General features: G+C 63.4%; 21 protein-coding genes and 1 tRNA gene. 13 read left to right on the top strand and 9 right to left on the bottom strand.

Features of this window, described 5'->3' with window-relative positions; genetic code table 11:
- Window positions 1-4 precede the first annotated feature (4 nt).
- Both argF and HKD46_RS00365 read left to right on the top strand, forming a co-directional pair.
- Window positions 5-1009: an ornithine carbamoyltransferase gene (gene argF, locus HKD46_RS00370; protein ID WP_041211943.1), complete on the top strand. Its 1005-nt coding sequence runs from the start codon at window positions 5-7 to the stop codon at window positions 1007-1009.
- A 121-nt stretch (window positions 1010-1130) separates the two neighbouring features.
- The gene (locus HKD46_RS00365) at window positions 1131-2537 is read left to right on the top strand and encodes a YfcC family protein (RefSeq protein ID WP_010676008.1); all 1407 of its coding nucleotides are present in this window, start codon (window positions 1131-1133) and stop codon (window positions 2535-2537) included.
- A gap of 154 nt (window positions 2538-2691) precedes the next feature.
- On the opposite strand, the gene HKD46_RS00360 is transcribed toward HKD46_RS00365, so the two are convergent.
- The 4 genes from HKD46_RS00360 to HKD46_RS00345 all read right to left on the bottom strand — a co-directional run bounded on the left by HKD46_RS00360 (window position 2692) and on the right by HKD46_RS00345 (window position 5619).
- Entirely contained in the window at window positions 2692-3183 is a 492-nt protein-coding gene (locus HKD46_RS00360; RefSeq protein ID WP_171864732.1) for an arginine repressor, read from the bottom strand.
- A gap of 218 nt (window positions 3184-3401) precedes the next feature.
- A complete protein-coding gene (gene pyrI, locus HKD46_RS00355) occupies window positions 3402-3866 on the bottom strand; it encodes an aspartate carbamoyltransferase regulatory subunit (RefSeq protein ID WP_010676006.1) in 465 nt (154 codons plus the stop codon).
- Window positions 3867-3882: 16 nt separating this feature from the next.
- On the bottom strand, window positions 3883-4803 hold the full coding sequence (gene pyrB, locus HKD46_RS00350; protein WP_010676005.1) for an aspartate carbamoyltransferase: 921 nt from the start codon (window positions 4801-4803) through the stop codon (window positions 3883-3885).
- Between the two features lie 273 nt (window positions 4804-5076).
- Window positions 5077-5619 carry a hypothetical protein gene (locus HKD46_RS00345; RefSeq protein ID WP_039039632.1) on the bottom strand — a complete coding sequence of 181 codons (543 nt, stop codon included), beginning with the start codon at window positions 5617-5619 and terminating at the stop codon, window positions 5077-5079.
- A gap of 202 nt (window positions 5620-5821) precedes the next feature.
- Between HKD46_RS00345 and HKD46_RS00340 the strand changes: the two genes are divergently transcribed.
- Together HKD46_RS00340 and HKD46_RS00335 are read left to right on the top strand one after the other, a co-directional pair.
- Window positions 5822-5898 (top strand) — tRNA-Trp (locus HKD46_RS00340).
- A gap of 209 nt (window positions 5899-6107) precedes the next feature.
- Complete coding sequence (locus HKD46_RS00335) at window positions 6108-7478, top strand: phosphatidylserine decarboxylase family protein (protein WP_171864731.1); 1371 nt, start codon at window positions 6108-6110, stop codon at window positions 7476-7478.
- Between the two features lie 53 nt (window positions 7479-7531).
- Here HKD46_RS00335 and HKD46_RS00330 read toward each other — a convergent pair whose 3' ends face one another.
- On the bottom strand, window positions 7532-8404 hold the full coding sequence (locus tag HKD46_RS00330; RefSeq protein ID WP_103243879.1) for a LysR family transcriptional regulator: 873 nt from the start codon (window positions 8402-8404) through the stop codon (window positions 7532-7534).
- A gap of 100 nt (window positions 8405-8504) precedes the next feature.
- On the opposite strand from HKD46_RS00330, the gene HKD46_RS00325 reads away from it, so the two are divergent.
- Together HKD46_RS00325 and HKD46_RS00320 are read left to right on the top strand one after the other, a co-directional pair.
- Complete coding sequence (locus tag HKD46_RS00325) at window positions 8505-9002, top strand: lactoylglutathione lyase family protein (RefSeq protein WP_103243878.1); 498 nt, start codon at window positions 8505-8507, stop codon at window positions 9000-9002.
- A 200-nt stretch (window positions 9003-9202) separates the two neighbouring features.
- Window positions 9203-11092 (top strand): methyl-accepting chemotaxis protein, encoded by a 1890-nt coding sequence (locus HKD46_RS00320; protein ID WP_171864730.1) that lies wholly within the window; start codon window positions 9203-9205, stop codon window positions 11090-11092.
- A gap of 128 nt (window positions 11093-11220) precedes the next feature.
- Here HKD46_RS00320 and HKD46_RS00315 read toward each other — a convergent pair whose 3' ends face one another.
- Genes HKD46_RS00315 through HKD46_RS00305 form a run of 3 tightly spaced genes read right to left on the bottom strand, consistent with a single transcriptional unit; the run spans window position 11221 to window position 13107 of the window.
- Complete coding sequence (locus tag HKD46_RS00315) at window positions 11221-11664, bottom strand: GNAT family N-acetyltransferase (RefSeq protein ID WP_042015636.1); 444 nt, start codon at window positions 11662-11664, stop codon at window positions 11221-11223.
- On the bottom strand, window positions 11661-12182 hold the full coding sequence (locus tag HKD46_RS00310) for a lipocalin family protein (RefSeq protein WP_043153944.1): 522 nt from the start codon (window positions 12180-12182) through the stop codon (window positions 11661-11663). Before HKD46_RS00310 ends, HKD46_RS00315 begins: the two co-directional genes overlap by 4 nt.
- Before the next feature lies 1 nt (window position 12183).
- Window positions 12184-13107, bottom strand: coding sequence for an AraC family transcriptional regulator (locus HKD46_RS00305; RefSeq protein WP_010675998.1), 924 nt, complete (start codon window positions 13105-13107; stop codon window positions 12184-12186).
- A gap of 118 nt (window positions 13108-13225) precedes the next feature.
- On the opposite strand from HKD46_RS00305, the gene yqhD reads away from it, so the two are divergent.
- The 5 genes from yqhD (at window position 13226) to HKD46_RS00280 (ending at window position 20248) form a co-directional block, all read left to right on the top strand.
- Complete coding sequence (yqhD, locus tag HKD46_RS00300) at window positions 13226-14386, top strand: alcohol dehydrogenase (RefSeq protein WP_101530909.1); 1161 nt, start codon at window positions 13226-13228, stop codon at window positions 14384-14386.
- A 506-nt stretch (window positions 14387-14892) separates the two neighbouring features.
- A complete protein-coding gene (locus tag HKD46_RS00295) occupies window positions 14893-16419 on the top strand; it encodes a Re/Si-specific NAD(P)(+) transhydrogenase subunit alpha (protein ID WP_010675996.1) in 1527 nt (508 codons plus the stop codon).
- An 11-nt stretch (window positions 16420-16430) separates the two neighbouring features.
- A complete protein-coding gene (gene pntB, locus HKD46_RS00290) occupies window positions 16431-17915 on the top strand; it encodes a Re/Si-specific NAD(P)(+) transhydrogenase subunit beta (protein ID WP_010675995.1) in 1485 nt (494 codons plus the stop codon).
- Window positions 17916-18242: 327 nt separating this feature from the next.
- A complete protein-coding gene (locus tag HKD46_RS00285; protein ID WP_043153940.1) occupies window positions 18243-18914 on the top strand; it encodes a transcriptional regulator in 672 nt (223 codons plus the stop codon).
- A gap of 26 nt (window positions 18915-18940) precedes the next feature.
- Entirely contained in the window at window positions 18941-20248 is a 1308-nt protein-coding gene (locus HKD46_RS00280) for a serine dehydratase subunit alpha family protein (RefSeq protein WP_041215805.1), read from the top strand.
- A gap of 72 nt (window positions 20249-20320) precedes the next feature.
- Here the strand turns inward: HKD46_RS00280 and HKD46_RS00275 are convergent, their stop codons facing one another.
- Entirely contained in the window at window positions 20321-21076 is a 756-nt protein-coding gene (locus HKD46_RS00275) for an outer membrane protein assembly factor BamD (RefSeq protein WP_029314864.1), read from the bottom strand.
- Between the two features lie 116 nt (window positions 21077-21192).
- Between HKD46_RS00275 and rluD the strand changes: the two genes are divergently transcribed.
- Together rluD and pgeF are read left to right on the top strand one after the other, a co-directional pair.
- Window positions 21193-22173 (top strand): 23S rRNA pseudouridine(1911/1915/1917) synthase RluD, encoded by a 981-nt coding sequence (gene rluD, locus HKD46_RS00270; RefSeq protein WP_010675991.1) that lies wholly within the window; start codon window positions 21193-21195, stop codon window positions 22171-22173.
- A 119-nt stretch (window positions 22174-22292) separates the two neighbouring features.
- Window positions 22293-23030 carry a peptidoglycan editing factor PgeF gene (gene pgeF, locus HKD46_RS00265; RefSeq protein ID WP_171864729.1) on the top strand — a complete coding sequence of 246 codons (738 nt, stop codon included), beginning with the start codon at window positions 22293-22295 and terminating at the stop codon, window positions 23028-23030.
- Window positions 23031-23110 lie beyond the last annotated feature (80 nt).

Raw genomic sequence — 23110 nt, 5'->3', positions numbered from 1 at the left:
CATCATGGCTTTTAATCTGCGTAACCGTAACTTCCTGAAACTGCTGGACTTCACCCCGCGCGAAATCCAATACATGATCGATCTGGCCATCGACCTGAAGAAGGCCAAATACGGTGGCTATGAGCGCAAACACCTGACCGGCAAAAACATTGCCCTGATTTTCGAGAAGACCTCCACCCGCACCCGTTGTGCGTTTGAAGTGGCGGCCTTCGACCAGGGCGCGCAAGTCTCCTACCTCGGCCCGAGCGGTTCCCAAATCGGTCACAAGGAGTCCATGAAGGACACCGCCCGGGTGCTGGGCCGCATGTATGACGGCATCGAATACCGCGGCTACGGCCAGGAGATCGTGGAAGAGCTGGGGGCCCACGCCGGTGTGCCGGTCTGGAACGGCCTGACCAACGAATTCCACCCGACCCAGATCCTGGCGGACTTCATGACCATGCTGGAGCACGGCAAGGGCAAACGTCTGGATCAGATCAAGTTCGCCTACCTGGGTGACGCCCGCAACAACATGGGCAACTCCCTGATGGTGGGTGCCGCCAAGATGGGCATGGACATCCGTCTGGTGGCGCCGAAAGCCTTCTGGCCGGAAGAGGAGCTGGTTGCCACCTGCCGCCTCATCGCCGAAGAGACCGGTGCGCGCATCCACCTGACCGAAGACGTGAAAGAGGGTGTGCTGGGTGCCGACTTCCTCTACACCGACGTCTGGGTCTCCATGGGTGAAGCGAAGGAAGCCTGGGATCAACGGGTGAAGCTGATGACCCCGTATCAGGTCAACATGGACGTCATCAACGCGACCAAGAACCCGGATGTGAAGTTCATGCACTGCCTGCCGGCGTTCCACAACGACGAGACCACCATGGGCAAGGAAGTGGCCGACAAATATGGCATGAAGGGCCTGGAAGTGACCGAGGACGTGTTCGAATCCGAGCACAGCATCGTGTTCGACGAGGCGGAAAACCGGATGCACACCATCAAGGCAGTGATGGTGGCTACGCTGGGCGACTGACGTCGTCAGTGGTGCCGGGGGGTGACCCCCGGCTTTTCAACCATGTGACAGCGGCATAATACCTCCAACCCTACGACCCGCAGCCTGCATGGATACCACACCCACAGAAGGAAGCTGGACCATGACCAAATTCAAGTTCCCGTCAGCCTACACGATACTGTTTGTGCTGATCGCCCTGGTGGCCGCCCTGAGCTGGATAGTGCCGGCCGGCAAATACGAGATGACCATGAACGAGGCCCTCGGCAAGGAAGTGCCGGTGGCCGGTACCTACAAACTGGTGGATGCCAATCCCCAGGGGATCGTCGACGTGCTGCTGGCACCCATCGACGGTCTCTACAACCACGACACCTATGAGGCTGGCGCCATCGACGTCTCCCTCTTCATCCTGATCATCGGTGGCTTCCTTGGCATCGTGACCAAGACAGGTGCCATCGATGCGGGTATCGAGCGCGTCACCGATCGCCTGCGTGGCCGTGAAGAGTGGATGATCCCCATCCTGATGGCGCTGTTCGCCGCAGGGGGCACCATCTACGGCATGGCGGAAGAGTCTCTGCCGTTCTACACCCTGCTGGTGCCGGTGATGATGGCGGCCCGCTTCGACCCCGTGGTCGCTGCCGCGACCGTGCTGCTGGGGGCCGGTATCGGTACCCTGGGCTCCACCATCAACCCGTTCGCCACCGTGATCGCCGCCAACGCGGCCGGCATCTCCTTCACCGACGGCATCTGGTTGCGGGTCGCCATGCTGGTGGCCGGCTGGCTGATCTGCGTGGCCTATGTGATGCGTTACGCCAAGATGGTGCGAAGCGATCCCAGCAAGTCCCTGGTGGCCGACAAGTGGGAAGAGAACCGTGCCCACTTCCTCGGCAACAAGAGCGACCAGATGCTGGAGTTCACCACCACCCGCAAGATCGTGCTGGGTATCTTCGTCGCCGCCTTTGCCGTGATGATCTACGGGGTGGCCGTGCTGGGCTGGTGGATGGCGCAGATCTCCGGTGTCTTCCTGGCTGCCGCCATCATCGTCGGCGTCATCTCCCGCATGAGCGAGGAGGAGCTGACCTCCAACTTCATCGACGGTGCCCGCGATCTGCTCGGCGTGGCCCTCATCATCGGTATCGCCCGCGGTATCGTGGTGGTGATGGACAACGGCATGATCACCCACACCATCTTGCACAGCGCAGAGGGGATAGTGACCGGCCTCTCCACCATCGTCTTCATCAACGTGATGTTCGTGCTGGAAGTGGTGCTCTCCTTCCTGGTGCCCTCCTCCTCCGGTCTGGCGGTGCTGACCATGCCGATCATGGCGCCGCTCGCCGACTTCGCCAACGTGGGCCGCGAGCTGGTGGTCACCGCCTACCAGTCCGCCTCCGGCCTGGTGAACCTGGTGACCCCGACCTCCGCCGTGGTCATGGGGGGGCTGGCCATTGCCAAGGTGCCCTATGTGCGCTGGCTGAAGTGGGTGGCCCCGCTGCTCGGCATGCTGACCGTGCTGATCGTGCTCTGCCTGAGCCTGGGCGCCGTGCTGGCATGAATGCCGACAGACATAGGGACAACAACGGGAGCCTGGGGCTCCCGTTTTTTATGGCTGGCAAGGCGGGGCGCCCGGCCTCTCACGTGGCTTGGCTCCTTGCCGCGCGGGCAACGAAAAGGCGACCCCGGGGTCGCCTTCTGGCATCCAGCAGGGGTCAGCGGGCGTTTTCCAGGGTGCGCACCACGGCGGCGTGAGCCTGGCGGGTTCGGCTGATGTGGCGCGGGGCGATCAGTACCACGTCGTTGCCGGCCACGGCCCCCAGGATCTCGGGATTGGCGTTGCGATCCAGCAGGCGAGCCACCACGGTAGCGGCCCCCGGGGTGGTATGCACCAGCACCATCTGCTGGTTGTGGACCACGGCGCGCACCATGTCGTGGATGGAGCGGGTGCTGCCGGCGGGCTCCAGCTGCTCGTCCACCAGGGTGTAGACCTTCTTGCCGTTGGCGTTCTGGGCCTTGGCGACCCCGAGACGGCGCAGCAGGCGGGAGATGGTGGACTGGCTGATGTCCGCAAAACCGCGGGCGGAGAGCTCGCGGCGGATCTCCTCCTGGGTGCTGTAGCAGTGCTGGCCGATGATCTGGCGGCAGGCGTCGAGCTGGGCCAGGTCGGACTCTGGTTCTGCTGGGCGGCTGAGGGTGTTGATCATGGCGACTTCCTTTGGCGATGAGCGATGGCGGTCTCACCCAGTCTGTCGTTCCGGCTTTTCATAGCGAAAAACACTAATGAGGAGCACTCAAGCAGGGGATGAGCGAGGTATATCCATTACGGGATGGCAAATTATAACCAAAGGGGGAATAAGTGATGTGACAGGGTTCAAAAATGGGCCCGATGGGGCCCACATGGATATCCTTTGTCGGCAGGAAATCAGTAGCGTTCGCTGACGATGTCCTGGGTGAAGGACTTCTCGCAGTATTTGCACTTCATCCGCACCGCCCCTTTCACCTCGCGCACCCGGAAGTAGCTCTCCACCGGTTCGTTGTGGGAGATGCAGTTGGAGTTGGGGCAGTGGAAGACCCCTTCGATGAACTCCGGCAGCGCCAGTTGGTGCTTCTTCACCACCACGAAGTCTTCGATGATGTTGACGGTCGCCTTGGGGGCGAACAGGGCGAGCTGGTTGGCCTGCTGCTCGGTCAGACGGGTGTTCTCGATCTTGATGAGATCCTTCTTGCCGAGGGCGCCGGATTTGAGGTTGAAGCCGACGGTGATCCGCTCCTGGGTCTCGATCAGCTGGAACAGCTTGAGGATCTTGATGCCCTGGCCGGCGGGGACGTGGTCGATGACGGAGCCGTGGCGGATGGCTTCGACTTGCAGTTGGTTCTTCTCGGACATGATGTTCCCCTTTCCCTTAGACGGTTTCGTTCAGTACCAGTGCCAGCAGTGCCTGGCGGGCATAGACCCCGTTCTCCGCCTGCTGGAAGTAGTAGGCGTGGGGGGTCTTGTCGACGGCGACCTCGATCTCGTCAACCCGGGGCAGGGGATGGAGGATCTTCATGGTGGGCTTGGCCCCTTCCAGGGTCGCCAGCTCCAGCACGAACTTGGCGGCCATGTGCTTGTACTCGGTCTCGTCGAAGCGCTCCTTCTGGACGCGGGTCATGTAGAGGATGTCGAGCTCCGGCATCACCTCTTCCATGGTCTCGTGCACGCTGAAGCGGATGCCCTTCTCTTCCAGCTCCTCGCAGAGGTAGTCCGGCATGGCCAGCGCCTCAGGGGAGATGAAGAAGAAGCGGCAGTTGAACAGGCTCAGGGCCTGGGCCAGGGAGTGGACGGTGCGGCCGTACTTCAGGTCACCGACGAAGGCGACGTTGAGGCCGTCCAGCTTGCCTTGGGTCTCGTGGATGGAGAAGAGGTCGAGCAGGGTCTGGGTGGGATGCTGGTTGGAGCCGTCACCGCCGTTGATGACCGGCACCCGGGAGAACTCGGAGGCCAGACGGGCTGCCCCTTCCTTCGGGTGGCGCATCACCACCGCATCGGTGTAGGAGCTGATGATCTTGATGGAGTCGGCCAGAGTCTCGCCCTTCTTGGCGCTGGTGTTGCCGCCGTCGGCGAAGCCGATGATGTTGCCGCCCAGGCGCTGGACCGCGGTCTCGAAGGAGAGACGGGTGCGGGTGGAGGCTTCGAAGAAGCAACTGGCGACCAGCTTGTCTTTCAGCAGGCGGCTGTCGGGTTCGGCCTTCAACCGCTGTGCGGTGGCGACCACCAGTTCCATGTCAGACCGGGTCAGATCCGAGATGGAGATGACGTGTTTGTTATAGAGTGGATTGGTCATCGTCTGCATTCCCTTTGGCATCAATGAAGGTTTTTCCGGCACAAAAAAAAGCCCCTGAAACAGGGGCTCTTTTCAAAAAAACGGGGGATCTGTGGGACGGGAACCGGAAACAACGGGGCCGCTCTGGTGCGCTCCACCCGTCTGCAAGGCTGCTTTTTTCATCAAAAACGGCATTGTCCTGTCCCGACCTTTTTCAAAACCGCACCGATTATAGGGCTGGTTTTTGAATTGTCAAAAATTTATTTCAGAGGCAGGATTTGCCCAGAAAAACGTTTAAGTGTCGCGAACGGGTCGACAAATCCAGAGTGCGTGCTGCGCCTGCAAGGGGGCGCCATCGGCGGCCATGCTGCGCAGGTAGCCGAGCCTGTGGTGCCCCTCCAGCAGGCAGTAGGGATGGGGCAGGGGGTGACCGTCCGGGTAGCAGGTGCCCGGGGCGGTGGCGAGGACGATGACAGGCTCGGACCAGGTGCCTCGGCGCAGCATGTCATCGCCGAGCCAGGAGCGGCGCACGTAGCGGTTGCTGCGCAGCATCTCGCCCCAGCGATCGATCACCTCCATGTGGCGGGAGTCTATCTGCTCGATAATCTGCGCGGTGGGCCAGTGCTCGCACTCGAACTGATGGCTGGCGAGATCGATAAAGCTCCAGTTGGATTCAAAACCGCGCCAATGGCGGTAAATCCACTGGGCGAGCACATTGGAGGGAATGGAGGGCACCAGGGGAGAGACTCTGTCCAGATAGTCGGCCAGGGTCTCCGTCTTGCGCTCATCCCGGAAGTTGAGGGGCGCAAGCTGTTGCAGCAGTCGGTAATTGAGCATGGGCAGCCTCCCTGAGCCTGGTTTCACCCTACCCCCATTTGTGTCCCATTCCTACCCCGTCGGGGCTGCAAATACAGCAGCTTACCCCCGCTCCTTGTTGGAATTGCGGGGATCTGCTCGTCATTTGTTCGATCGCATCGAAAGTAAGAAAAAAAGCCTTTACCTTTGACCTCCGCTTTGTATACTACGCCTCGTTTGTTGCAGGGGCGTAGTTCCAATTGGTAGAACAGCGGTCTCCAAAACCGATGGTTGCGGGTTCGAGTCCTGCCGCCCCTGCCATTTTTCAGAAAGGCCAGCTCATTGAGCTGGCCTTTCGCATTTGCGGCGTTTGCCACCGCCTCCGTTAGCCTCTTTTTCTCCGCTTCGCCGCTGCCATTTCTGTCAATGGAGGCCGCTTTTCCCCTGTGCTACACCTTGCTTCCTGCCAGATGGCGCCTTCAGGCGCATCGCATCCGGCGGGCCCAAGGCGCTTCAACAAGGAGAGAGCGATGAACAAGGCAGTGGATACGCGTCACCCCCATGCCCATGCCGGTGGCTGGGTCCCCCGGGATCAGGCCCATGTGGCGCGCTGGGTACAGCGGCTGCGTCAGGCGGTCACCCGCCAGCCTCGCCCGCTGGTGGCCCCGATCGCCGGATTGAAGGCGCTGGTGGAGCAGGATCCCCTCCTGCATCAGCAGGCCCAGGGGATGTTTGACGAGGCGTGGCAGCATGAGCACAGCACGCCGCTCGGTCAGGTCCAGGTGCGCAGCTTCGATGAGTTCCTGCAGCTGCTCAACGGCATCATGACCACGGCCCCGGAAGCCTATCAGAATGTGCAGACCCAGGAGCCCGCCGGGCTGATCGGATTCCCCATCAATGCCCTGCTCAACTGGCCCATGGCGACGGCCGCCGGGTACGACTTCTTTGCCAATGCGCTGGTGAACCAGCAACTGCGCAAGATCCTCGGCTACTGGGCCGATTTCCTGCAAGGTCCCGCGTCCCGTTATGTGCTGACGGAGTCGGTGAGCACCCTGGATCGCCAGACCCTGATCGTCCCCTGGCTCGGGGAGGTGGCGAAACGGGAGATGGTCAAGGTGGCGCAGGGGGCGCTCGGGGCCGGCGACAACCCCACCCCAGAGCGCTTCGAGGGGATCTTCCACACCGTGCCGGGAGAGGAATACGAGGGCTTCGCCAGCTGGGACGACTTCTTCACCCGCCGCTTCTGCCCCGGCGTGCGGCCGGCGACGGCCCCGGACGATGACAGCGTGATCGCCAACGCCTGCGAGTCGGCCCCGCTGCAGGTGGTGACCGGGGTAAGGCGGCAGGACGCGTTCTGGCTCAAGGGGCAGCCCTATTCCCTGGACAACCTGCTGGACTTCGACCCGCGCGCCGCCGCGTTCGAGGGGGGCACCCTCTATCAGGCCTTCCTCAGCGCCCTCAGCTATCACCGCTGGCACAGCCCGGTGAGCGGCACGGTGCGCTCGGTCAAGGTGGTCAACGGCAGCTACTACCTGGCCAACCGCCACCAGGGTTTCGACAGCCCGGTGGGGCCCGACCCCAGCGCCCCGAACCAGTCCCAGCCCTTCCTCACCGCGGTGGCGACCCGGGCACTCATCTTCATCGAGGCCGACAACCCCAAAATCGGCCTGATGTGCGTGGTGCCGGTGGGCATGGCGGAGGTGTCGAGCTGCGAGGTGACGGTGCAGCCGGGGCATCGGATCGCGAAGGGGGAGCAGCTCGGCATGTTCCACTTCGGCGGCTCCACCCACTGCCTGCTGTTTCGCCCCAGTGTCGAGCTGGCGTTCGACTTCTACGGCCAGCAGCCGGGGCTGGAGGCGACCAACCTGAGGATCAACACGGCGCTGGCGCGGGTCAAATAACCCAGCCGCCGGACAGTAAAAGGCCGCCTTCGGGCGGCCTTGTTGTTTGTCCATCAGATGGCGCCGACCTGCGTCTTGAGGGTTTCCACCAGCCGCTGGTGGCGGGCGGGGAGCGGCCACTCGGCGCGGTAGATCAGCCAGAGGGTGTCGATCACCTCAATGCTGCTCTGGATCACCCGGATCTGCTCCTGTTGGGCAAAGGCGGTGACGGCGAAGCGGGGCAGCACGGTAAAGCCGAGGCCGCGGGCGACTGGCTCCAGGATCAGGCCGATCTGGTTGGTAAAGCCGCGCAGCGGGATCTCGTCGAAGCGCTGGCCGGGATAGCGTCGTCCCAGCAGGCGCTGAGCCATGCTGCGGCCATCCGGGTGGTCAATAAAGCCGAGCTGACAGAGGTGCTGCCAGCTCGGCTCCTCGCCGTCGCTGGGTACAACCAGACAGAGGGGTTCGCGGGCGAAGGGCTCGGCGGCTATGCTGGGGTGCTCCGGCGGTTGATCCACCAGTCCCAGATCGCTGCGCCCCGCCAGTACCGCCTGCACTATGTCGGGGGTGGGGGCAAAGCGGTGCTGGATGGTGAGTCCGGGATGCTCCTGTTGCTGATCGAGCAGCAGGGGATAGAGCAGCAGGCCGATGCTGCCGGGGGTGGTGAGGGTGATGGCGCCGCGGTGGGGGTCGTCATCAGAGAGACGGGCTCGCAACTGTTCGGCGGCCTGCGCCTGCTGGCGGGCGAAGTCGAGCAGCACCAGCCCGCGCGGGGTGAGCTCCAGCTGACGGGGCTTGCGTAGCAGCAGGGGGCCGAATTCGGCCTCGAGGCGCGAGATATGCTGACTGACGGCGGCCTGAGTGAGATCCAGCCGATCGGCGGCACGGGTAAAACTGCCGGTTTCATGCACCACCACCAGGGTGTGGAGCCAGAGTGGATTAACCATAAATTTAATTTATGCATTCCATTAGTTTGACCTTATTTTTCATTATGGCGCCTCTTCCTATCATGTCACCTGTTTCCCACACACAATTTCAAGGTGACTTATGACTTACCCGCGCAACTTCTCCCACATCGGCATCACGGTGACTGACCTCGACAAGGCAGTCGAGTTCTATACCAAGGTGATGGGCTGGTATCTCATCATGCCGGCGACCACCATCACCGAGGATGACTCCGCCATCGGCGTGATGTGCAACGACGTATTTGGCCCGGGCTGGGGCTCTTTCCGCATCGCTCATCTCTCCACCGGCGACAAGATCGGCATCGAGCTGTTCGAGTTCCCCAACAGCGAGCAGCGCGAAAACAACTTCGAATTCTGGAAGACCGGGGTGTTCCACTTCAGCGTGCAGGATCCGGATGTCGAGGGGCTGGCGACACGCATCGTCGCGGCGGGCGGCAAGCAGCGGATGCCGGTGCGCGAATACTATCCGGGCGAGAAGCCCTACCGCATGGTCTACATGGAAGATCCCTTCGGCAACATCATCGAGATCTACAGCCACAGCTATGAGCTGACCTACTCCGCCGGTGCCTATCAGGGGTAAGTGCCAGGCCGCCTTCGGGCGGCCTTGTGGTGCCTGCGGGTGTCAGCATGGAATAGTGAGCAGTCTGTTGCTGGTAGTGCGTTCTGTTGTTGATAGATGAAAAAATATCAGGATTCACTAAAGACCGTTCATCATTGTGCCGATAGAACTACCAAGATGGGGGTATTTCCGGCCCCCGGCTACCACAAGGATTCGTTGTCATGACTCTCTCGTTGCGCGGCAAGCTGCTCGCGGCCAGCCTGGGGGTAGTGCTGCTGATGGCAGCCCTGCTCGGTATCGTCGCCTTCCACACCCTCAAATCCCGCACCCTTGACGCCATCCAGAGCGAGGCGGTCAACTACGGTCACGCCCACTCGGTGGCCATCGGCAACTGGCTTGAGGATCGCAAGCACGCGGTCGATGCCCTGGCCGCGGTGATTGCCGACAACCCCGAAGCGACCCTGGTGCCCCACCTGCTGCAGACCCGCACCTCCGGCGGTTTCGGCCTCACCTATTTTGGTTCGGCGCAGGGGGAGATGACCCGCCACGATCCCGCCCTCAACACCGCCAACTATGACCCCAGGGCCCGCCCCTGGTACCAGAGCGCCGACAAGGCGGGCAAGCTCATCGTCACGCCGCCCTATGTCAGCGTGACCATGCAGCAGATGGTGGTGACCCTGGCCGAGCCGGTGAGCCATCAGGGCCGGGTGATCGGGGTGGCCGGGGCGGATCTCTCCCTCGACGCCCTCATCGACGAGGTGCTGGCCATGAAGGTGCAGGGGGAGGGCTACGCCATGCTGCTCGACCGCACCGGCCTCATCGTCGGCCACCCGAACAAGGAGCTGGCGCTCAAGCAGGTGGCGGAGCTGGACCCCGGCCTCACCGGGGCGGCGCTGGATGCGTGGAGCCGCGACGGCGAACTGCACGGCGCCAACCTGAACGGGCGCGAGGTGCTGCTCTCGGTGCAGGGCGTGCCCGGCACCGACTGGCTGCTCGCCATGGTGATGTACAAGGAGGTGCTGGAGGCGCCGCTCGCCTCCCTGCTGTGGCAACTGGTGGGGCTGACCCTGGTGCTGCTGCTGGTGTTCGGTGCCCTGCTCATCGCCATGTTCAACTACCTGTTCGCGGATCTGGGACGGGTCTCCAGGGCGCTCGCCGACATCGCCCACGGGGAGGGGGATCTCACGGTGCAGATCGCCACCCGCAGCCAGGATGAGGTGGGGCAGCTGGCCCAGAACTTCAACCAGTTCGTGGCGCGACTGCACGGCATTGTCAGCCGGTTGCGGGACGTCACCGTCGAGCTGGCGGCCCAGTCCCGCACCCAGGCGGCGGGGGCCGAGGCCCGCAGCCAGCGGGTGCGCCAGCAGCAGGACGAGATCGTCATGGTAGCGACCGCGGTGACCGAGATGGCCTCCGCCACCCAGGAGATCGCCGGCAACGCCGAGTTTGCCGCCAACACCGCCGGCGATGCGGTGCGCCTCGCGGTGGCCGGCCAGTCCCAGGTCGGCCAGAGCCAGCGCAGCATCACGGGGCTGGCGGGGGAGGTCTCCGACGCCAGCCAGACCATCCACGAGCTGGATGGCCACGCCCAGCAGATCAGCGGCATTCTGGCCACCATCAGCGGCATCGCCGAGCAGACCAACCTGCTGGCCCTGAACGCCGCCATCGAGGCGGCCCGGGCCGGGGAGCAGGGGCGCGGCTTTGCCGTGGTGGCGGACGAGGTGCGGGTGCTGTCGCGCCGCACCCACGACTCCACCGCCGAGATCCAGCAGATGATCGAGGCGCTGCAGCAGACCACCCGCAAGGCGGTGGGCGGCATGGAGACCAGTCGCCAGCTGGCGGGCACCAGCGTGGAGGACGCCGAAGCGGCGAATCTCAGCCTGGGCCGGATCAACGAGGCCATCGGCGCCATCAGCGACATGGCGACCCAGATCGCGGCGGCGGCCGAGGAGCAGACCTCGGTCACCGGCGAGATCAGCCGCAACACCGAGAACATCCGCCACGTCTCCCAGACGCTGGCGGAGCAGGCGCGGGAGGAGGCCAGCCAGGCCGCCGAGCTCAAGTCCCTGACCGAGCGGCTGGAGCAGGAGATCGGGCGGTTCCGGCTCTAGGGGCAGACCCCGATGTGACAAAGGCGACCTCGGGGTCGCCTTTATTCATGCGGTGTATGGATAATATTTTGCCATGCACCCGCTGAATAATGCCGGGGCCTGGCCCGGCAATCGGCCAGGCCAGGGGCTCAGAGGGGCTTGATGTAGCTGTAGAACTCGTTGTCCCGCTGGTAGCCGTGCCCTTCGTAGAGGGCCTGAGCCTGCCGGTTGTCGGTGGCGGTGCTCAGCATCAGGAAGGCGGCGCCCGTCTCCTGGCCGTGGCGATCGGCCCGCGCCAGCAGCGCCTGGGCGACCCCCTGCTGGCGGGCCGCCGGCGCCACGAACAGATCGTACAGCAGCCAGATGGGCTTCAGGGCGAGGGAGCAGAACAGGGGATAGAGGTGGGCAAATCCCAGCACCTCTCCCGCCTCGCTCTGGGCCACGAAGAGCACCGACTCCCCGGCGGTGCAGCGCTCCAGCAGGAAGGCTTCGGCAGCCTCGGGCCGGGCAGGCAGCCGGTAGAACGCCCGGTATTCCACGAACAGGGGGGTGACCCGGGGAATGTCCCCGGGGGTGGCCTGGAAGATCCTCATGGGGCGTTCCCCGCCGGATCCTGGCTGACCCAGATCAGCCGGTCGGTGGCAAAGCCGAGCCCCCGGGCCCGCTCGACCAGGGCCTCTACCTTCTCTTTGGGGGGATGGGGCGTGCGGGAGAGGATCCAGAGGTACTGGAGGTTGTAACTGCTCACCAGGGAGAGGTCATAGTCCGTCGCCAGCACGTTGTAGCTGCCGTAGAAGGGGCCGAAGAAGCTCACCTTGAGGCGCCCCTCGTCGCTGTCGCCCACGAAGTAGGCGCGCCCCTCGGCCTCGCGCCATTCCCCCTGTTCGTCCTGCCCCCGGTTGAGCACCCTGACGCCGCCGTCATCCCGCAGGCTGTAGCTGGCGGTGACCCGGCTCAGGCCGCGCTCGAAGCCGTGATCGAGGCGGGCGATTTCGTACCAGGTGCCGAGGTAACGGTCGAGCTGGAAGGGCTTGACCACCTGGTGTCCCGGTGGAATGCCGGTGCAGGCGGTGGCCAGCAGGGTCAGAACGAGCAGGATCAGTGTGCGCATGTCATCCCTCCACGATACGCAGTTGTCCCGAGCGGAAGCGTGCCGCGTGTTCGCTCGGGGTGTTGCCAAAGAAGCGTTTGTATTCGCGGCTGAACTGGGAGCCGCTCTCGTAGCCTACCTTGTCCGCCGCCACCCCGGCCTTGAGGCCGTCGTGCAGCATCATCAGCCGCGCCCGGTGCAGGCGCAGGGTCTTGATGTACTGCAGGGGCGAGGTGGCGGTGGCCGCCTTGAAGTGGTGGTGGAAGGCCGAGACGCTCATGTTCGCCTCCCGGGCCAGCTCCTCCACCGTCAGGTTCTCGGTAAAGCGCTGCTCCATGATACGCAGCACCCGGGCTATCTGGCTCACCTGGCTGTGACGGCTGGCCATGGCCAGCAGGGCGGGGGCTCCCCCTTCGTGCAGGGCGTGGAACAGGATCTCGCGCACGATCTGGGGCCCCAGCACCCGGGCGTGGAGCGGCTTGTCCATCACGTCGATGAGGCGCTCCACCGCGCAGAGCATGGTCTCGGAGAGGGGCACGGAGACGACGCCGCGACCCGGCTCCGCCGGGGCGGGGGCCGCGTCCCCCATCTCCAGCAGCAGGGCCTGCAGCGCCGCCACGTCGATCTCCACCGAGAGCCCCACCAGGGGGGATTCTGGGGAGGCGAAGCACTCGCACTCGCAGGGCAGCGGCAGGGTCATCATCAGGTAGTGCTCGGGGTCGTAGCGGAAGGTGAAGTCCGAGAGATAGCCCACCTTGTGCCCCTGCAGGATGATGATCATGCGCGGGCGGTAGAGCACCGGGATGCGGTCATGATGCTCCGTGGTGTAGATGAGGTGCACGCCGGGCACGGGGGCGGCGGTGATCCCCGGGTGGGGTGCCAGGGCGGCGAGTCGGCTGGCGAGGGCGGACTGGTGGGTCGCCGCGATGGGCTGATTTGTACTCATTTATCCAGGCTCAGTAGAAATAGGCAAGAAATCGGCAGAAAGCTCCCTTGATGGTAGGGGGTTATAAGAGAAAAATGCAACCCATACCTTACCGACTACGACCACCCCGGGAGATCCCATGAACAACTTCATCCTGCACACCCCCACCAAGGTGCTGTTCGGCAAGGGCCAGGTGGCCCAGCTGCGCGGCCAGATCCCCAGCGACGCCCGCATCCTCGTCACCTACGGCGGTGGCAGCGTGGTGCGCAGCGGCCTGCTGGACCAGATCCGCAGCGAGCTGGCCGGCCTGACCCTGTTTGAATTTGGCGGCATCGAGCCCAACCCCACCTACGAGACCCTGATGGGTGCCGTCGAACTGGCCCGCGCCGAGAAGGTCGACTTCCTGCTGGCAGTGGGTGGCGGCTCCGTGCTGGACGGCTCCAAGTTCATCGCCGCGGCGGCCCACTACGACCTGGCCAAGGACCCCTGGCACATCCTCGAGACCGTCGGCGGCGAGGTGGCCTCCGCCATTCCCCTGGGCAGCGTGCTGACCCTGCCGGCCACCGGCTCCGAGATGAACATGGGCGCCGTCATCACCCGCAAGAGCACAGGGGACAAGCAGCACTTCTTCTCGCCCTTCGTAATGCCGCGCTTCGCCGTGCTCGACCCCGTGCTCACCTACACCCTGCCCGCCCGTCAGGTGGCCAATGGGGTGGTGGATGCCTTCATCCACACCCTGGAGCAGTACCTCACCTACCCGGTGGATGCCAAGGTGCAGGATCGCTTTGCAGAGGGGCTGCTGCTGACCCTGGCGGAAGAGGGGCCCAAGGCGCTGGTGGAGCCGGAAAACTACGACGTGCGTGCCAACATCATGTGGAGCGCCACCCTGGCACTGAACGGCCTGATCGGAGCCGGCGTGCCCCAGGACTGGGCCACCCACATGCTGGGCCACGAGATCACCGCCCTGCACGGTCTGGACCACGCCCAGACCCTGGCGGTGGTGCTGCCCGCCCTGCTGCAGGCCAAGCGCGAGCAGAAGCGCGCCAAACTGCTGCAATACGCCGAGCGGGTCTGGGATCTGCGCAGCGGCAGTGACGAGGAGCGTATCGACGGTGCCATCGCCGCCACCCGCGACTTCTTCGAGCGGATGGGGATCAAGACCCGGCTGCGGGATTACGTGGCCGACGCCCGGATCGACGCCCTGCTGGCCAAGCTCGAAGAGCACGGCATGACCGCCCTGGGTGAGCACGGCGACATCGACCTGGCCCAGAGCCGGCATATTTATGAGGCGGCCTGGTAAGCAGAGCGCGCCTGAAACGGGCCCAAGGCCCGGTTGCACCAGGGGGCCCGAACCCGCCAGCAGGCGGGGACGCGGCCCCCTGATCGTTGCAAAATGGTTACTTTTTCCCTTTTCATCTCATCAGATGAGCCAACGGCAGATTTCGTAAGAACAAAAAACGCTAAGGTAGAGGCCGGGTTAAACATTTTTTTTGACTGGTTGGATCACTTTTTTTAGCGCTTTTTGCTGGTATAAGCCCCTAATTTGGTTTGTTTTTTTTAATCATGGTCCGGGATGGGCTGAATTCTGTACCCGCCCGCCCGGGGCCGTGGTTGTAATAAAACTCCAAAATTTGATACTAATCACCCTCGCGCCTGAAAAGCGGGGGCCTGACCGTGACAGGAGGTCGAGGTGAAGCCTGCTGATTTTCATAACAAAGGGCCCGTGACCTGCACTTTGATCATGCCTTGTCCCCTCAGACATGAGAGACTTGGCGATGATTGTTTATTAACCATCAGGGAATAGTCATGCAGATTGGAATACCGAGAGAGAGTCTCGCCGGTGAGACCCGGGTCGCAGCGACCCCGGCCACTGTCGAGCAGCTGAAAAAGCTCGGCTTCGAGGTTGCCATCGAGGCCGGTGCCGGCCTGCGAGCCAGCTTCGATGATGCCGCCTTCGAGGCTGCCGGTGCCAGCGTGGTACCGAACGTCTGGCAAGCCGACCTTGTCTTCAAGGTCAACGCGCCGACCGAGGCCGAAATCGCACAAATTAAGGATGGTGCCACCCTGGTGAGCTTCATCTGGCCCGCCCAGAATCCCGAGCTGGTCAAGAAGCTTTCCGAGCGCAACATCAATGTGATGGCGATGGACATGGTGCCGCGGATCTCCCGTGCCCAGTCCCTCGACGCCCTCTCTTCCATGGCCAACATCGGTGGCTATCGCGCCGTCGTGGAAGCCGCGCACCAGTTCGGTCGCTTCTTCACCGGCCAGATCACCGCCGCCGGTAAAGTACCGCCCGCCAAGGTGCTGGTCATCGGTGCCGGTGTGGCCGGTCTGGCCGCCATCGGGACCGCCGGTTCCCTCGGTGCCATCGTGCGTGCCTTCGATACCCGTCTGGAAGTGGCCGAGCAGATCGAGTCCATGGGTGGGGAATTCCTCAAGCTGGACTTCGGCGGCGAAGATGGCGCATCCAGCGACGGCTACGCCAAAGTGATGAGCGAAGAGTTCATCAAGGCCGAGATGGAGCTGTTCGCCCAGCAGGCCAAGGAAGTGGACATCATCATCACTACCGCCCTGATCCCGGGCAAACCGGCACCCAAGCTCATCACCAAGGAAATGGTGGACAGCATGAAGCCGGGCTCCGTCATCGTGGACATGGCGGCCCAGGCCGGCGGCAACTGCGAATACACGGTACCGGGTGAACTGCATGTCACCGACAACGGCGTCAAGGTGATCGGTTACACCGATCTGCCGGGCCGCCTGCCCGCCCAATCCTCCCAGCTTTACGGCACCAACCTGGTGAACCTGATGAAGCTGATGTGCAAGGAGAAGGACGGCAACGTCGCCATCGACTTCGAAGACGTGGTACAGCGCAACATGACGGTGGTCCAGGCCGGTGAAGTGACCTTCCCGCCCCCCGCCATCTCCGTCTCTGCCGCCCCGCAGAAACCCGCTGCCGCCAAACCGGCCGCCAAGAAGGAAGAGGCCAAGCCCTCCAACAAGAAGTTCGTGTTCGGTGCCCTCGGCATCGCCGCCTTCGGTTGGGTGGCCGCCGTAGCGCCTGCCGCCTTCCTCTCCCACTTCACCGTCTTCATCCTGGCCTGCGTGGTCGGTTACTACGTGGTGTGGAACGTCTCTCACGCCCTGCACACGCCGCTGATGTCGGTCACCAATGCCATCTCCGGCATCATCGTGGTCGGTGCGCTGTTGCAGATTGGACAAGGGTCGACCCTGGTCACCGTGCTGGCCTTTGTCGCCGTGCTGATTGCCAGTATCAACATCTTCGGTGGCTTCACCGTCACTCAGCGCATGCTGAAGATGTTCCGTAAGGATTAAGGGGGTTTAACGTGTCTCAAGGACTGGTAACAGCATCCTATATCGTTGCCGCCGTGCTCTTCATCCTCAGTCTCGCGGGACTGTCGAAGCAAGAAACGGCCAAGCATGGCAACCTGTTCGGTATCGCGGGGATGGCCATCGCCCTGCTCGCCACCGTCTTCAACCCGGAAACCAGTGGCGTTCACTGGATCATCCTGGCCATGGCCATCGGTGGCGCCATCGGCGTGCGTCTGGCCCTCAAGGTCGAGATGACCGAGATGCCCGAGCTGGTGGCCGTGCTGCACAGCTTCGTGGGCATGGCAGCGGTGCTGGTGGGCTTCAACAGCTTCATCGATCTGCACCCCTCCGCCCCCGCTGAAGTGGTGGTCTCCGTCGGCTCCAACCTGGATGCGACCCTGGCAGCTGCCCGGGCGGCATTCGAGCAGGCGGCCAGCGTCGCCCAGGTCGAGCACCTCTCCGGCGCCATGCTGAACATCCACCTGGTGGAAGTGTTCCTGGGCGTCTTCATCGGTGCCGTGACCTTCACCGGTTCCGTGGTGGCGTTCGGCAAGCTGCGTGGCCTCATCTCTTCCAAGCCGCTGATGCTGCCGCACCGCCACAAGCTGAACCTGCTGGCCGTGGTGGTCTCCATCGCGCTGATGATCCACTTCGTCAACGCCGGTGGCTCCACCTTCGCCCTGCTGGTAATGACCCTGATCGCCTTCGCCTTCGGCTGGCACCTGGTCGCCTCCATCGGCGGTGCGGACATGCCGGTGGTGGTCTCCATGCTGAACTCCTACTCCGGTTGGGCGGCGGCGGCGGCGGGCTTCATGCTCTCCAATGACCTGCTGATCGTCACCGGTGCCCTGGTGGGTTCCTCCGGTGCCATCCTTTCCTACATCATGTGCAAGGCGATGAACCGCTCCTTCATCTCCGTGATCGCCGGTGGCTTTGGCTCCGACGGCGTGGCCTCCACCGCCGAGCAGGAGCTGGGCGAATACCGCGAGACCAACGCCGAAGACGTGGCCGACATGCTGAAGAACGCCAGCTCCGTCATCATCACCCCAGGCTACGGCATGGCGGTGGCGCAGGCCCAGTACCCGGTGGCCGAGATCACCCAGAAGCTGCGTGATCGTGGCGTCAAGGTGCGCTTCGGCATCCACCCGGTGGCCGGTCGTCTGCCTGGTCACATGAACGTGCTGCTGGCGGAAGCGAAAGTCCCCTATGACATCGTGCTGGAAATGGACGAGATCAACGATGACTTCGCCGACACCGACGTGGTGCTGGTGATCGGTGCCAACGACACCGTCAACCCGGCCGCCATGGAAGATCCGGGCAGCCCCATCGCCGGCATGCCGGTGCTGGAAGTGTGGAAGGCGCAGAACGTCATCGGCTTCAAGCGCTCCATGAACACTGGCTACGCCGGTGTCCAGAACCCGCTGTTCTTCAAGGAGAACACCCAGATGCTGTTTGGCGATGCCAAGGCCAGCGTCGAGGCCATCCTGAAGGCGCTGTAAGCGTTGACCGGATGAGACAAAAAGGGGGCTTCGGCCCCCTTTTTTTATGACCAGAGTGGATGACCGTGGCAGGGAACAGACAGACGGTGGTGCCTGCCTGTCCGGACTGACTGACGAGCCCTGGCTCAATTAAAGTTGAGCAAAAGCACCAAAAAACCACTTTGAAGGCCTCTCATGGGGCCTTTTTGTCATTTTCGTCGTGATTTTGCTCACATTTTGTGGTGTTGTCTCACCAGTCGGGCATAATGCCCGCGCAAAAAGCGGATTTGCTCAATTTTATTTGAGTCCGCTTTGATTATCCTTGCCCAACGTTGACCGGATGACCCCATGACCGAGGTAGCTCCCTTGCGCGACGCCAGCACACTGACCGATGAAGAGCGCCATCTGATTGCCAGCTTTGAGCCTGCGGTGGCGGCGCTGTCCGCCCTGTTTGGCCCGGGCTGCGAGGTGGTGCTGCACGCCTTTGACAGCCTGCACGCCTCCGTCATCAAGATTGCCAACGGCCACATCACCGGCCGCCAGGAGGGAGCGCCGGTCACCGATTTTGCGCTCGACAAGTTGCACAGTGCCGCCGGCAGCCAGTGGAGCAGCTATTTCTCCCGCACCCGGGAGGGCTCCCTGCTGAAGTCCTCGTCCATCACCATCAGCAACCGCGAGGGCAAACCCATCGGTATGCTGTGCGTGAATTTCAGTCTGGACACGCCCCTTGGCAGCCTGCTCGACACCTTTGCCCCGCCCGCAGTGCCCCCTGCCCACGGCACCGAAACCTTCGCCAGCTCGGTGGATGATCTGGTGGCGCAGGTGATCGCCAAGGTGGACAGGGATCCCGGGCTGGGCAGCAACGTTCGCAACAAGGCGATCGTGCACCGGCTCTACGACATGGGCATCTTCGAGATCAAGGATGCCGCCCAACTGGTGGCCGAACTGCTCGGTATCTCCCGCCATACCGTTTACCTGCATATCCGCAATCACAAGGCGGAACTGGCCGAACAACAATGACGAGCCCGCACGCGGGCGCCATGAACATGAGACACATCGCAATGAACGCACAATGGACCGACTTTATTACCCTGCTCAAGCGTGAAGTGGTGCCGGCCCTCGGCTGCACCGAGCCCATGTCGGTCGCCCTGGCGGCGGCCAACTGCCGCAAGCTGCTGGGCCAGGTACCGACCCGCACCCGCGTCTGGGTCAGCGGCAATCTGTTCAAGAACGGCATGGGGGTCGGGGTGCCCGGCACCGGCATGATCGGCCTGCCGGTGGCCGCCGCCGTCGGCATCACCGGTGGCAACCCGGATGCCGGGCTGGAGGTGCTCAAGAGCCTCACGCCGGATCAGGTCGAGGCGGCCAAGGGGCTGCTGCCCACCATAGAGGTGGATGTGAAGGATGTGCCCGACGTGCTCTACGCCGAGGTGCTGGCCGAAGTGGAGGGGCACAGCGCCCGGGTGGTGATCTGTACCGACCACACCCGCATCGTGCTGATGGAGAAGGATGGCGAGGTGCTGATGGTGCAGGACAGCGCCCCCGGGGTGCAGATCCAGCCAGCCAAGGCCGACAAGCCCGCCATGACCCTGAAGGAGATCGTGGCCTTCGCCCTGGAGGTGCCGCTGGCCGAGATCGACTTCATCCGCGAGGCGGCCACCATGAACCAGGCGCTGGCGGACGAAGGGCTGCAGGGCTATGGCCTGCGCATCGGCAAGATCCTCACCGATCAGGTGGAGCGCAAGCTGCTCTCCGACGACCTGATGACCCTGGCCATGCGTTTGTCGTCTGCCGCCTCCGATGCGCGGATGGATGGCGCCATGCTGCCCGCCATGTCCAACTCCGGTTCCGGCAACCAGGGCATTGCCGCCACCATGCCGGTGGTCGCCGCGGCCCGCTTCCTCAAGGCCGATGACGAGCAGCTGGCCCGTGCCCTGGTGATGAGCCACCTGGTGGCCATCTACATCAAGGCCTACCAGAACAAGCTCTCCGCCCTGTGTGCCGCCAGTACCGCCGCCATGGGATCGGGGGCCGCCATCACCTGGCTGCTGGGAGGCCAGTTCGAGCAGATCAGCCACTGCATCAACAACATGATTGGGGATGTTTCCGGCATCATCTGCGACGGCGCCGGCAGCGCCTGCTCCATGAAGGTCTCCACCTCCACCTCGGCGGCGGTGAAATCCTCGCTGATGGCCATCAACAACCTGCGCGTGCCCCAGAGCGAGGGGATCGTCTCGGACGATGTGGACCAGACCATCGCCAACCTGGGTCGCCTCTCCAGGGAGGGGATGCTGGATACCGACATCGAGATCATCAACATCATGCGGGCCAAGCAGCAGGGTAAGCACCAGTGACCCCGGAGTGCCGCCGTCGGCCATAAAAAAACCGGAGCCAGTGGCTCCGGTTTTTCATTGTCCGTTCGCTACTCAGCCGCGACCGAGACGGTTGTCCGGGTAGTTCTTGGCCAGCACTTCGCGGGCATGCTGGGCCAGGGTCGGCATCTTCAGGGTGTCATAGGCGTTGACCATGATTTCCAGTGCCTTCTCGGTTTCCATCGTGTCGGGATAGGTCTCGACGATCAGCTTGGCGCGGTTGGCTGCGGCGATCAGGGCGTCACGCTTGACGTAGTACTCGGCTACCCCCAGGTCATAGCGGGCAAGACGGTTCTTCAGGCCGATCATGCGGGCACGGGCATCGGCTGCATAGCTGCTGTTGGGGTAGTTCTGCAGCAGGGTCTTGAAGTCCTGGAAGGCCTGACGGGCGTAGGAGGGGTCCTTGTCATCCCGATTGATGCCGAGGAAATCCTGGAAGAAGTTGTAATCCGCCGCCATGTTGGTCAGGCCGCGCATATAGAAGACGTAATCGATGTTCTTGTGCGCCGGGTTCAGGCGGATGAAACGGTCGATGTTGGCGATCGCCTGGGCGGTATCATCCTGCTTGTAGTAGGCATAGATGAGATCGAGCTGAACCTGGTTGGAGTAGGCACCGAACGGGTAACGAGAGTCCAGCGCTTCCAGCAGTTCGATGGCATTGAGGTAGTTGCCGGTATCCAGTTTGATGCGGGCTTTCTGGTACAGAACTTCCGGCGGTTCGTCGGGAACCTTGGGTTTGGTGCTGGAACAGCCAGTGATCAGGGTAGCGACCAAGGCGAGCGACATCAGCAGGTGAGACTTCTTTCCCATCAACAACATCCGGTCCATTTCCACGAAATTGGCAAAGTATCCGTTATGCTTGGCTAAAAGAAAAGCTAGAATACCCGGATTATTTCGAATTGATACCCCCGCTCAAGAGACCATACATGAGCCAGCATATTGAACTGACAGGCGAATTTCAGGATCACCAATTCGGGCAACGACTCGACCAGGCCCTGGCCGAATTGTTTCCCGACTACTCCCGGACCCGCATCAAGGAGTGGATTTTACAGGACAGAGTGACCCTGGACGGTCAGGTTGCCAATACCCCGCGCGAGAAAGTGGTGGCCGGGCAGCAGGTACATGTGAATGTGGAACTGGCAGACGACACCCGCTGGGATGCCCAGAACATCGAGCTGAACATCGTCTATGAAGATGAACACATCCTGGTGATCGACAAGCCGGCCGGCCTGGTGGTTCATCCGGGCGCCGGTACGCCGGACGGCACCGTGCTCAACGCCCTGCTGCACCGCTACCCCGGCATCGCCGAGGTCCCCCGCGCCGGTATCGTGCACCGTCTGGACAAAGACACCACGGGGCTGATGGTGGTGGCCAAGACCATTCCCGCCCAGACCCACCTGGTGGAAGCCCTGCAGGCACGCCAGATCACCCGTGAGTACGAGGCGATTGCCATCGGTCACATGACCGCCGGCGGCACCGTCGATGCCCCCATCGGTCGTCACCCGACCCAGCGTACCCACATGGCCGTAGTGCCCAACGGGCGCGAGTCCGTCACCCACTACCGGGTGCACGAGAAGTTCCGTGGTCACACCCGTCTGCGGTTGCGGCTGGAGACCGGCCGTACGCACCAGATCCGTGTCCACATGGCCCACATCAAGCATCCGCTGGTGGGGGATCCCGCCTACGGCGGTCGTCTGCGTCTGCTGCGCAACGCCACCCCCGAACTGACCGAGGCCCTGCGAGGTTTCCACCGTCAGGCGCTGCACGCCACCATGCTGAAGCTGGCGCACCCCATCACGGGTGAAGTGATGGAGTGGCACTCCCCCACGCCGCAGGACATGGTGGCGCTGATGGAAGTGCTGCGGGCGGATACCCTGGCCAATCCGGACGATCTGGTCTGGAACTGATCCCGGGGGCGGCCTTGCGACGATTCCTGCCGTAACCTGCCCTCCATGATCTGATGCGGGGCCCCTTGACTGGTTGCAGCCAAGGGGCCCCGTTTTCATATGAACGAAAGGAGCCACAGATGAACTGGATCGCACCCGACTGGCCCGCACCGGGCAATGTCAGGGCTCTCTCGACCACCCGGGACGGCGGCATCAGCGAAGGGGTCTTTGCTGGTCTGAACCTCGGGGCCCATGTGGGCGATGCACCGGCCAGGGTCGAGGCCAACCGCGCCCGACTGCAGCAGGTGGCGGGGATCCCCGGCACTCTCAACTGGCTCAACCAGGTACATGGCATCGCCGTCCATCCGGTGAGCGACCGTTATGAGCGCGTACCGGATGCCGATGCCGCCTGTGCCCGTGAGGCGGGGCAGGCCTGCATCGTGATGACTGCCGACTGCCTGCCGGTGCTGTTCTGCGATCGGGCAGGCACCGTAGTGGCGGCGGCCCATGCCGGCTGGCGCGGACTGCAGGGGGGCGTATTGGAGGCAAGCATCGCCGCCATGGGCTGCGCGCCTGGCGAGATCCTGGCCTGGCTGGGCCCGGCCATCGGTCCCGCTGCGTTCGAAGTGGGTGGCGAGGTGCGTGAGGCCTTCATGGCGGAGCAGGCGGAAGCGGCGGCTGCGTTCGTGCCATCCCTCAACGAAGGGAAATGGCTGGCGGATATCTACCAGCTGGCCCGACTGCGCCTCGCCCGCGCCGGCGTCACCGCCATCTATGGCGGCGAATACTGCACCTTCAGCGACAGCGAGCGCTTCTACTCCTATCGCCGCGACGGGCAGACGGGTCGCATGGCCTCCCTTGTGTGGCTGGAAAAATAGCCGAAGAGGCGCTCGCGAGTGGCCGCAAGCGCCTCTTCACTCCCTGGTGATGGCCCTTTGGCGGCCATGTCTTGCTGCCG

It is taken from the genome of Aeromonas sp. TW 6 (genome assembly GCF_013168745.1).
Classification (GTDB): domain Bacteria; phylum Pseudomonadota; class Gammaproteobacteria; order Enterobacterales; family Aeromonadaceae; genus Aeromonas; species Aeromonas caviae.
This window is presented reverse-complemented; position numbering and strand designations above follow the sequence as displayed.

What these genes read in the sequence shown, in the direction of transcription:
- HKD46_RS00365 (WP_010676008.1), top strand. Translation starts at nt 1,131, where the DNA reads ATGACCAAATTCAAGTTCCCGTCAGCCTACACGATACTGTTTGTGCTG.
- argF (WP_041211943.1), top strand. Translation starts at nt 5, where the DNA reads ATGGCTTTTAATCTGCGTAACCGTAACTTCCTGAAACTGCTGGACTTC.
- HKD46_RS00325 (WP_103243878.1), top strand. Translation starts at nt 8,505, where the DNA reads ATGACTTACCCGCGCAACTTCTCCCACATCGGCATCACGGTGACTGAC.
- HKD46_RS00320 (WP_171864730.1), top strand. Translation starts at nt 9,203, where the DNA reads ATGACTCTCTCGTTGCGCGGCAAGCTGCTCGCGGCCAGCCTGGGGGTA.
- HKD46_RS00295 (WP_010675996.1), top strand. Translation starts at nt 14,893, where the DNA reads ATGCAGATTGGAATACCGAGAGAGAGTCTCGCCGGTGAGACCCGGGTC.
- pyrB (WP_010676005.1), bottom strand. Translation starts at nt 4,803, where the DNA reads ATGACCAATCCACTCTATAACAAACACGTCATCTCCATCTCGGATCTG.
- HKD46_RS00310 (WP_043153944.1), bottom strand. Translation starts at nt 12,182, where the DNA reads ATGCGCACACTGATCCTGCTCGTTCTGACCCTGCTGGCCACCGCCTGC.
- rluD (WP_010675991.1), top strand. Translation starts at nt 21,193, where the DNA reads ATGAGCCAGCATATTGAACTGACAGGCGAATTTCAGGATCACCAATTC.
- HKD46_RS00280 (WP_041215805.1), top strand. Translation starts at nt 18,941, where the DNA reads ATGAGACACATCGCAATGAACGCACAATGGACCGACTTTATTACCCTG.
- pgeF (WP_171864729.1), top strand. Translation starts at nt 22,293, where the DNA reads ATGAACTGGATCGCACCCGACTGGCCCGCACCGGGCAATGTCAGGGCT.
- pyrI (WP_010676006.1), bottom strand. Translation starts at nt 3,866, where the DNA reads ATGTCCGAGAAGAACCAACTGCAAGTCGAAGCCATCCGCCACGGCTCC.
- HKD46_RS00335 (WP_171864731.1), top strand. Translation starts at nt 6,108, where the DNA reads ATGAACAAGGCAGTGGATACGCGTCACCCCCATGCCCATGCCGGTGGC.
- HKD46_RS00285 (WP_043153940.1), top strand. Translation starts at nt 18,243, where the DNA reads ATGACCGAGGTAGCTCCCTTGCGCGACGCCAGCACACTGACCGATGAA.
- HKD46_RS00305 (WP_010675998.1), bottom strand. Translation starts at nt 13,107, where the DNA reads ATGAGTACAAATCAGCCCATCGCGGCGACCCACCAGTCCGCCCTCGCC.
- yqhD (WP_101530909.1), top strand. Translation starts at nt 13,226, where the DNA reads ATGAACAACTTCATCCTGCACACCCCCACCAAGGTGCTGTTCGGCAAG.
- HKD46_RS00330 (WP_103243879.1), bottom strand. Translation starts at nt 8,404, where the DNA reads ATGGTTAATCCACTCTGGCTCCACACCCTGGTGGTGGTGCATGAAACC.
- HKD46_RS00275 (WP_029314864.1), bottom strand. Translation starts at nt 21,076, where the DNA reads ATGGGAAAGAAGTCTCACCTGCTGATGTCGCTCGCCTTGGTCGCTACC.
- HKD46_RS00315 (WP_042015636.1), bottom strand. Translation starts at nt 11,664, where the DNA reads ATGAGGATCTTCCAGGCCACCCCCGGGGACATTCCCCGGGTCACCCCC.
- HKD46_RS00345 (WP_039039632.1), bottom strand. Translation starts at nt 5,619, where the DNA reads ATGCTCAATTACCGACTGCTGCAACAGCTTGCGCCCCTCAACTTCCGG.
- HKD46_RS00360 (WP_171864732.1), bottom strand. Translation starts at nt 3,183, where the DNA reads ATGATCAACACCCTCAGCCGCCCAGCAGAACCAGAGTCCGACCTGGCC.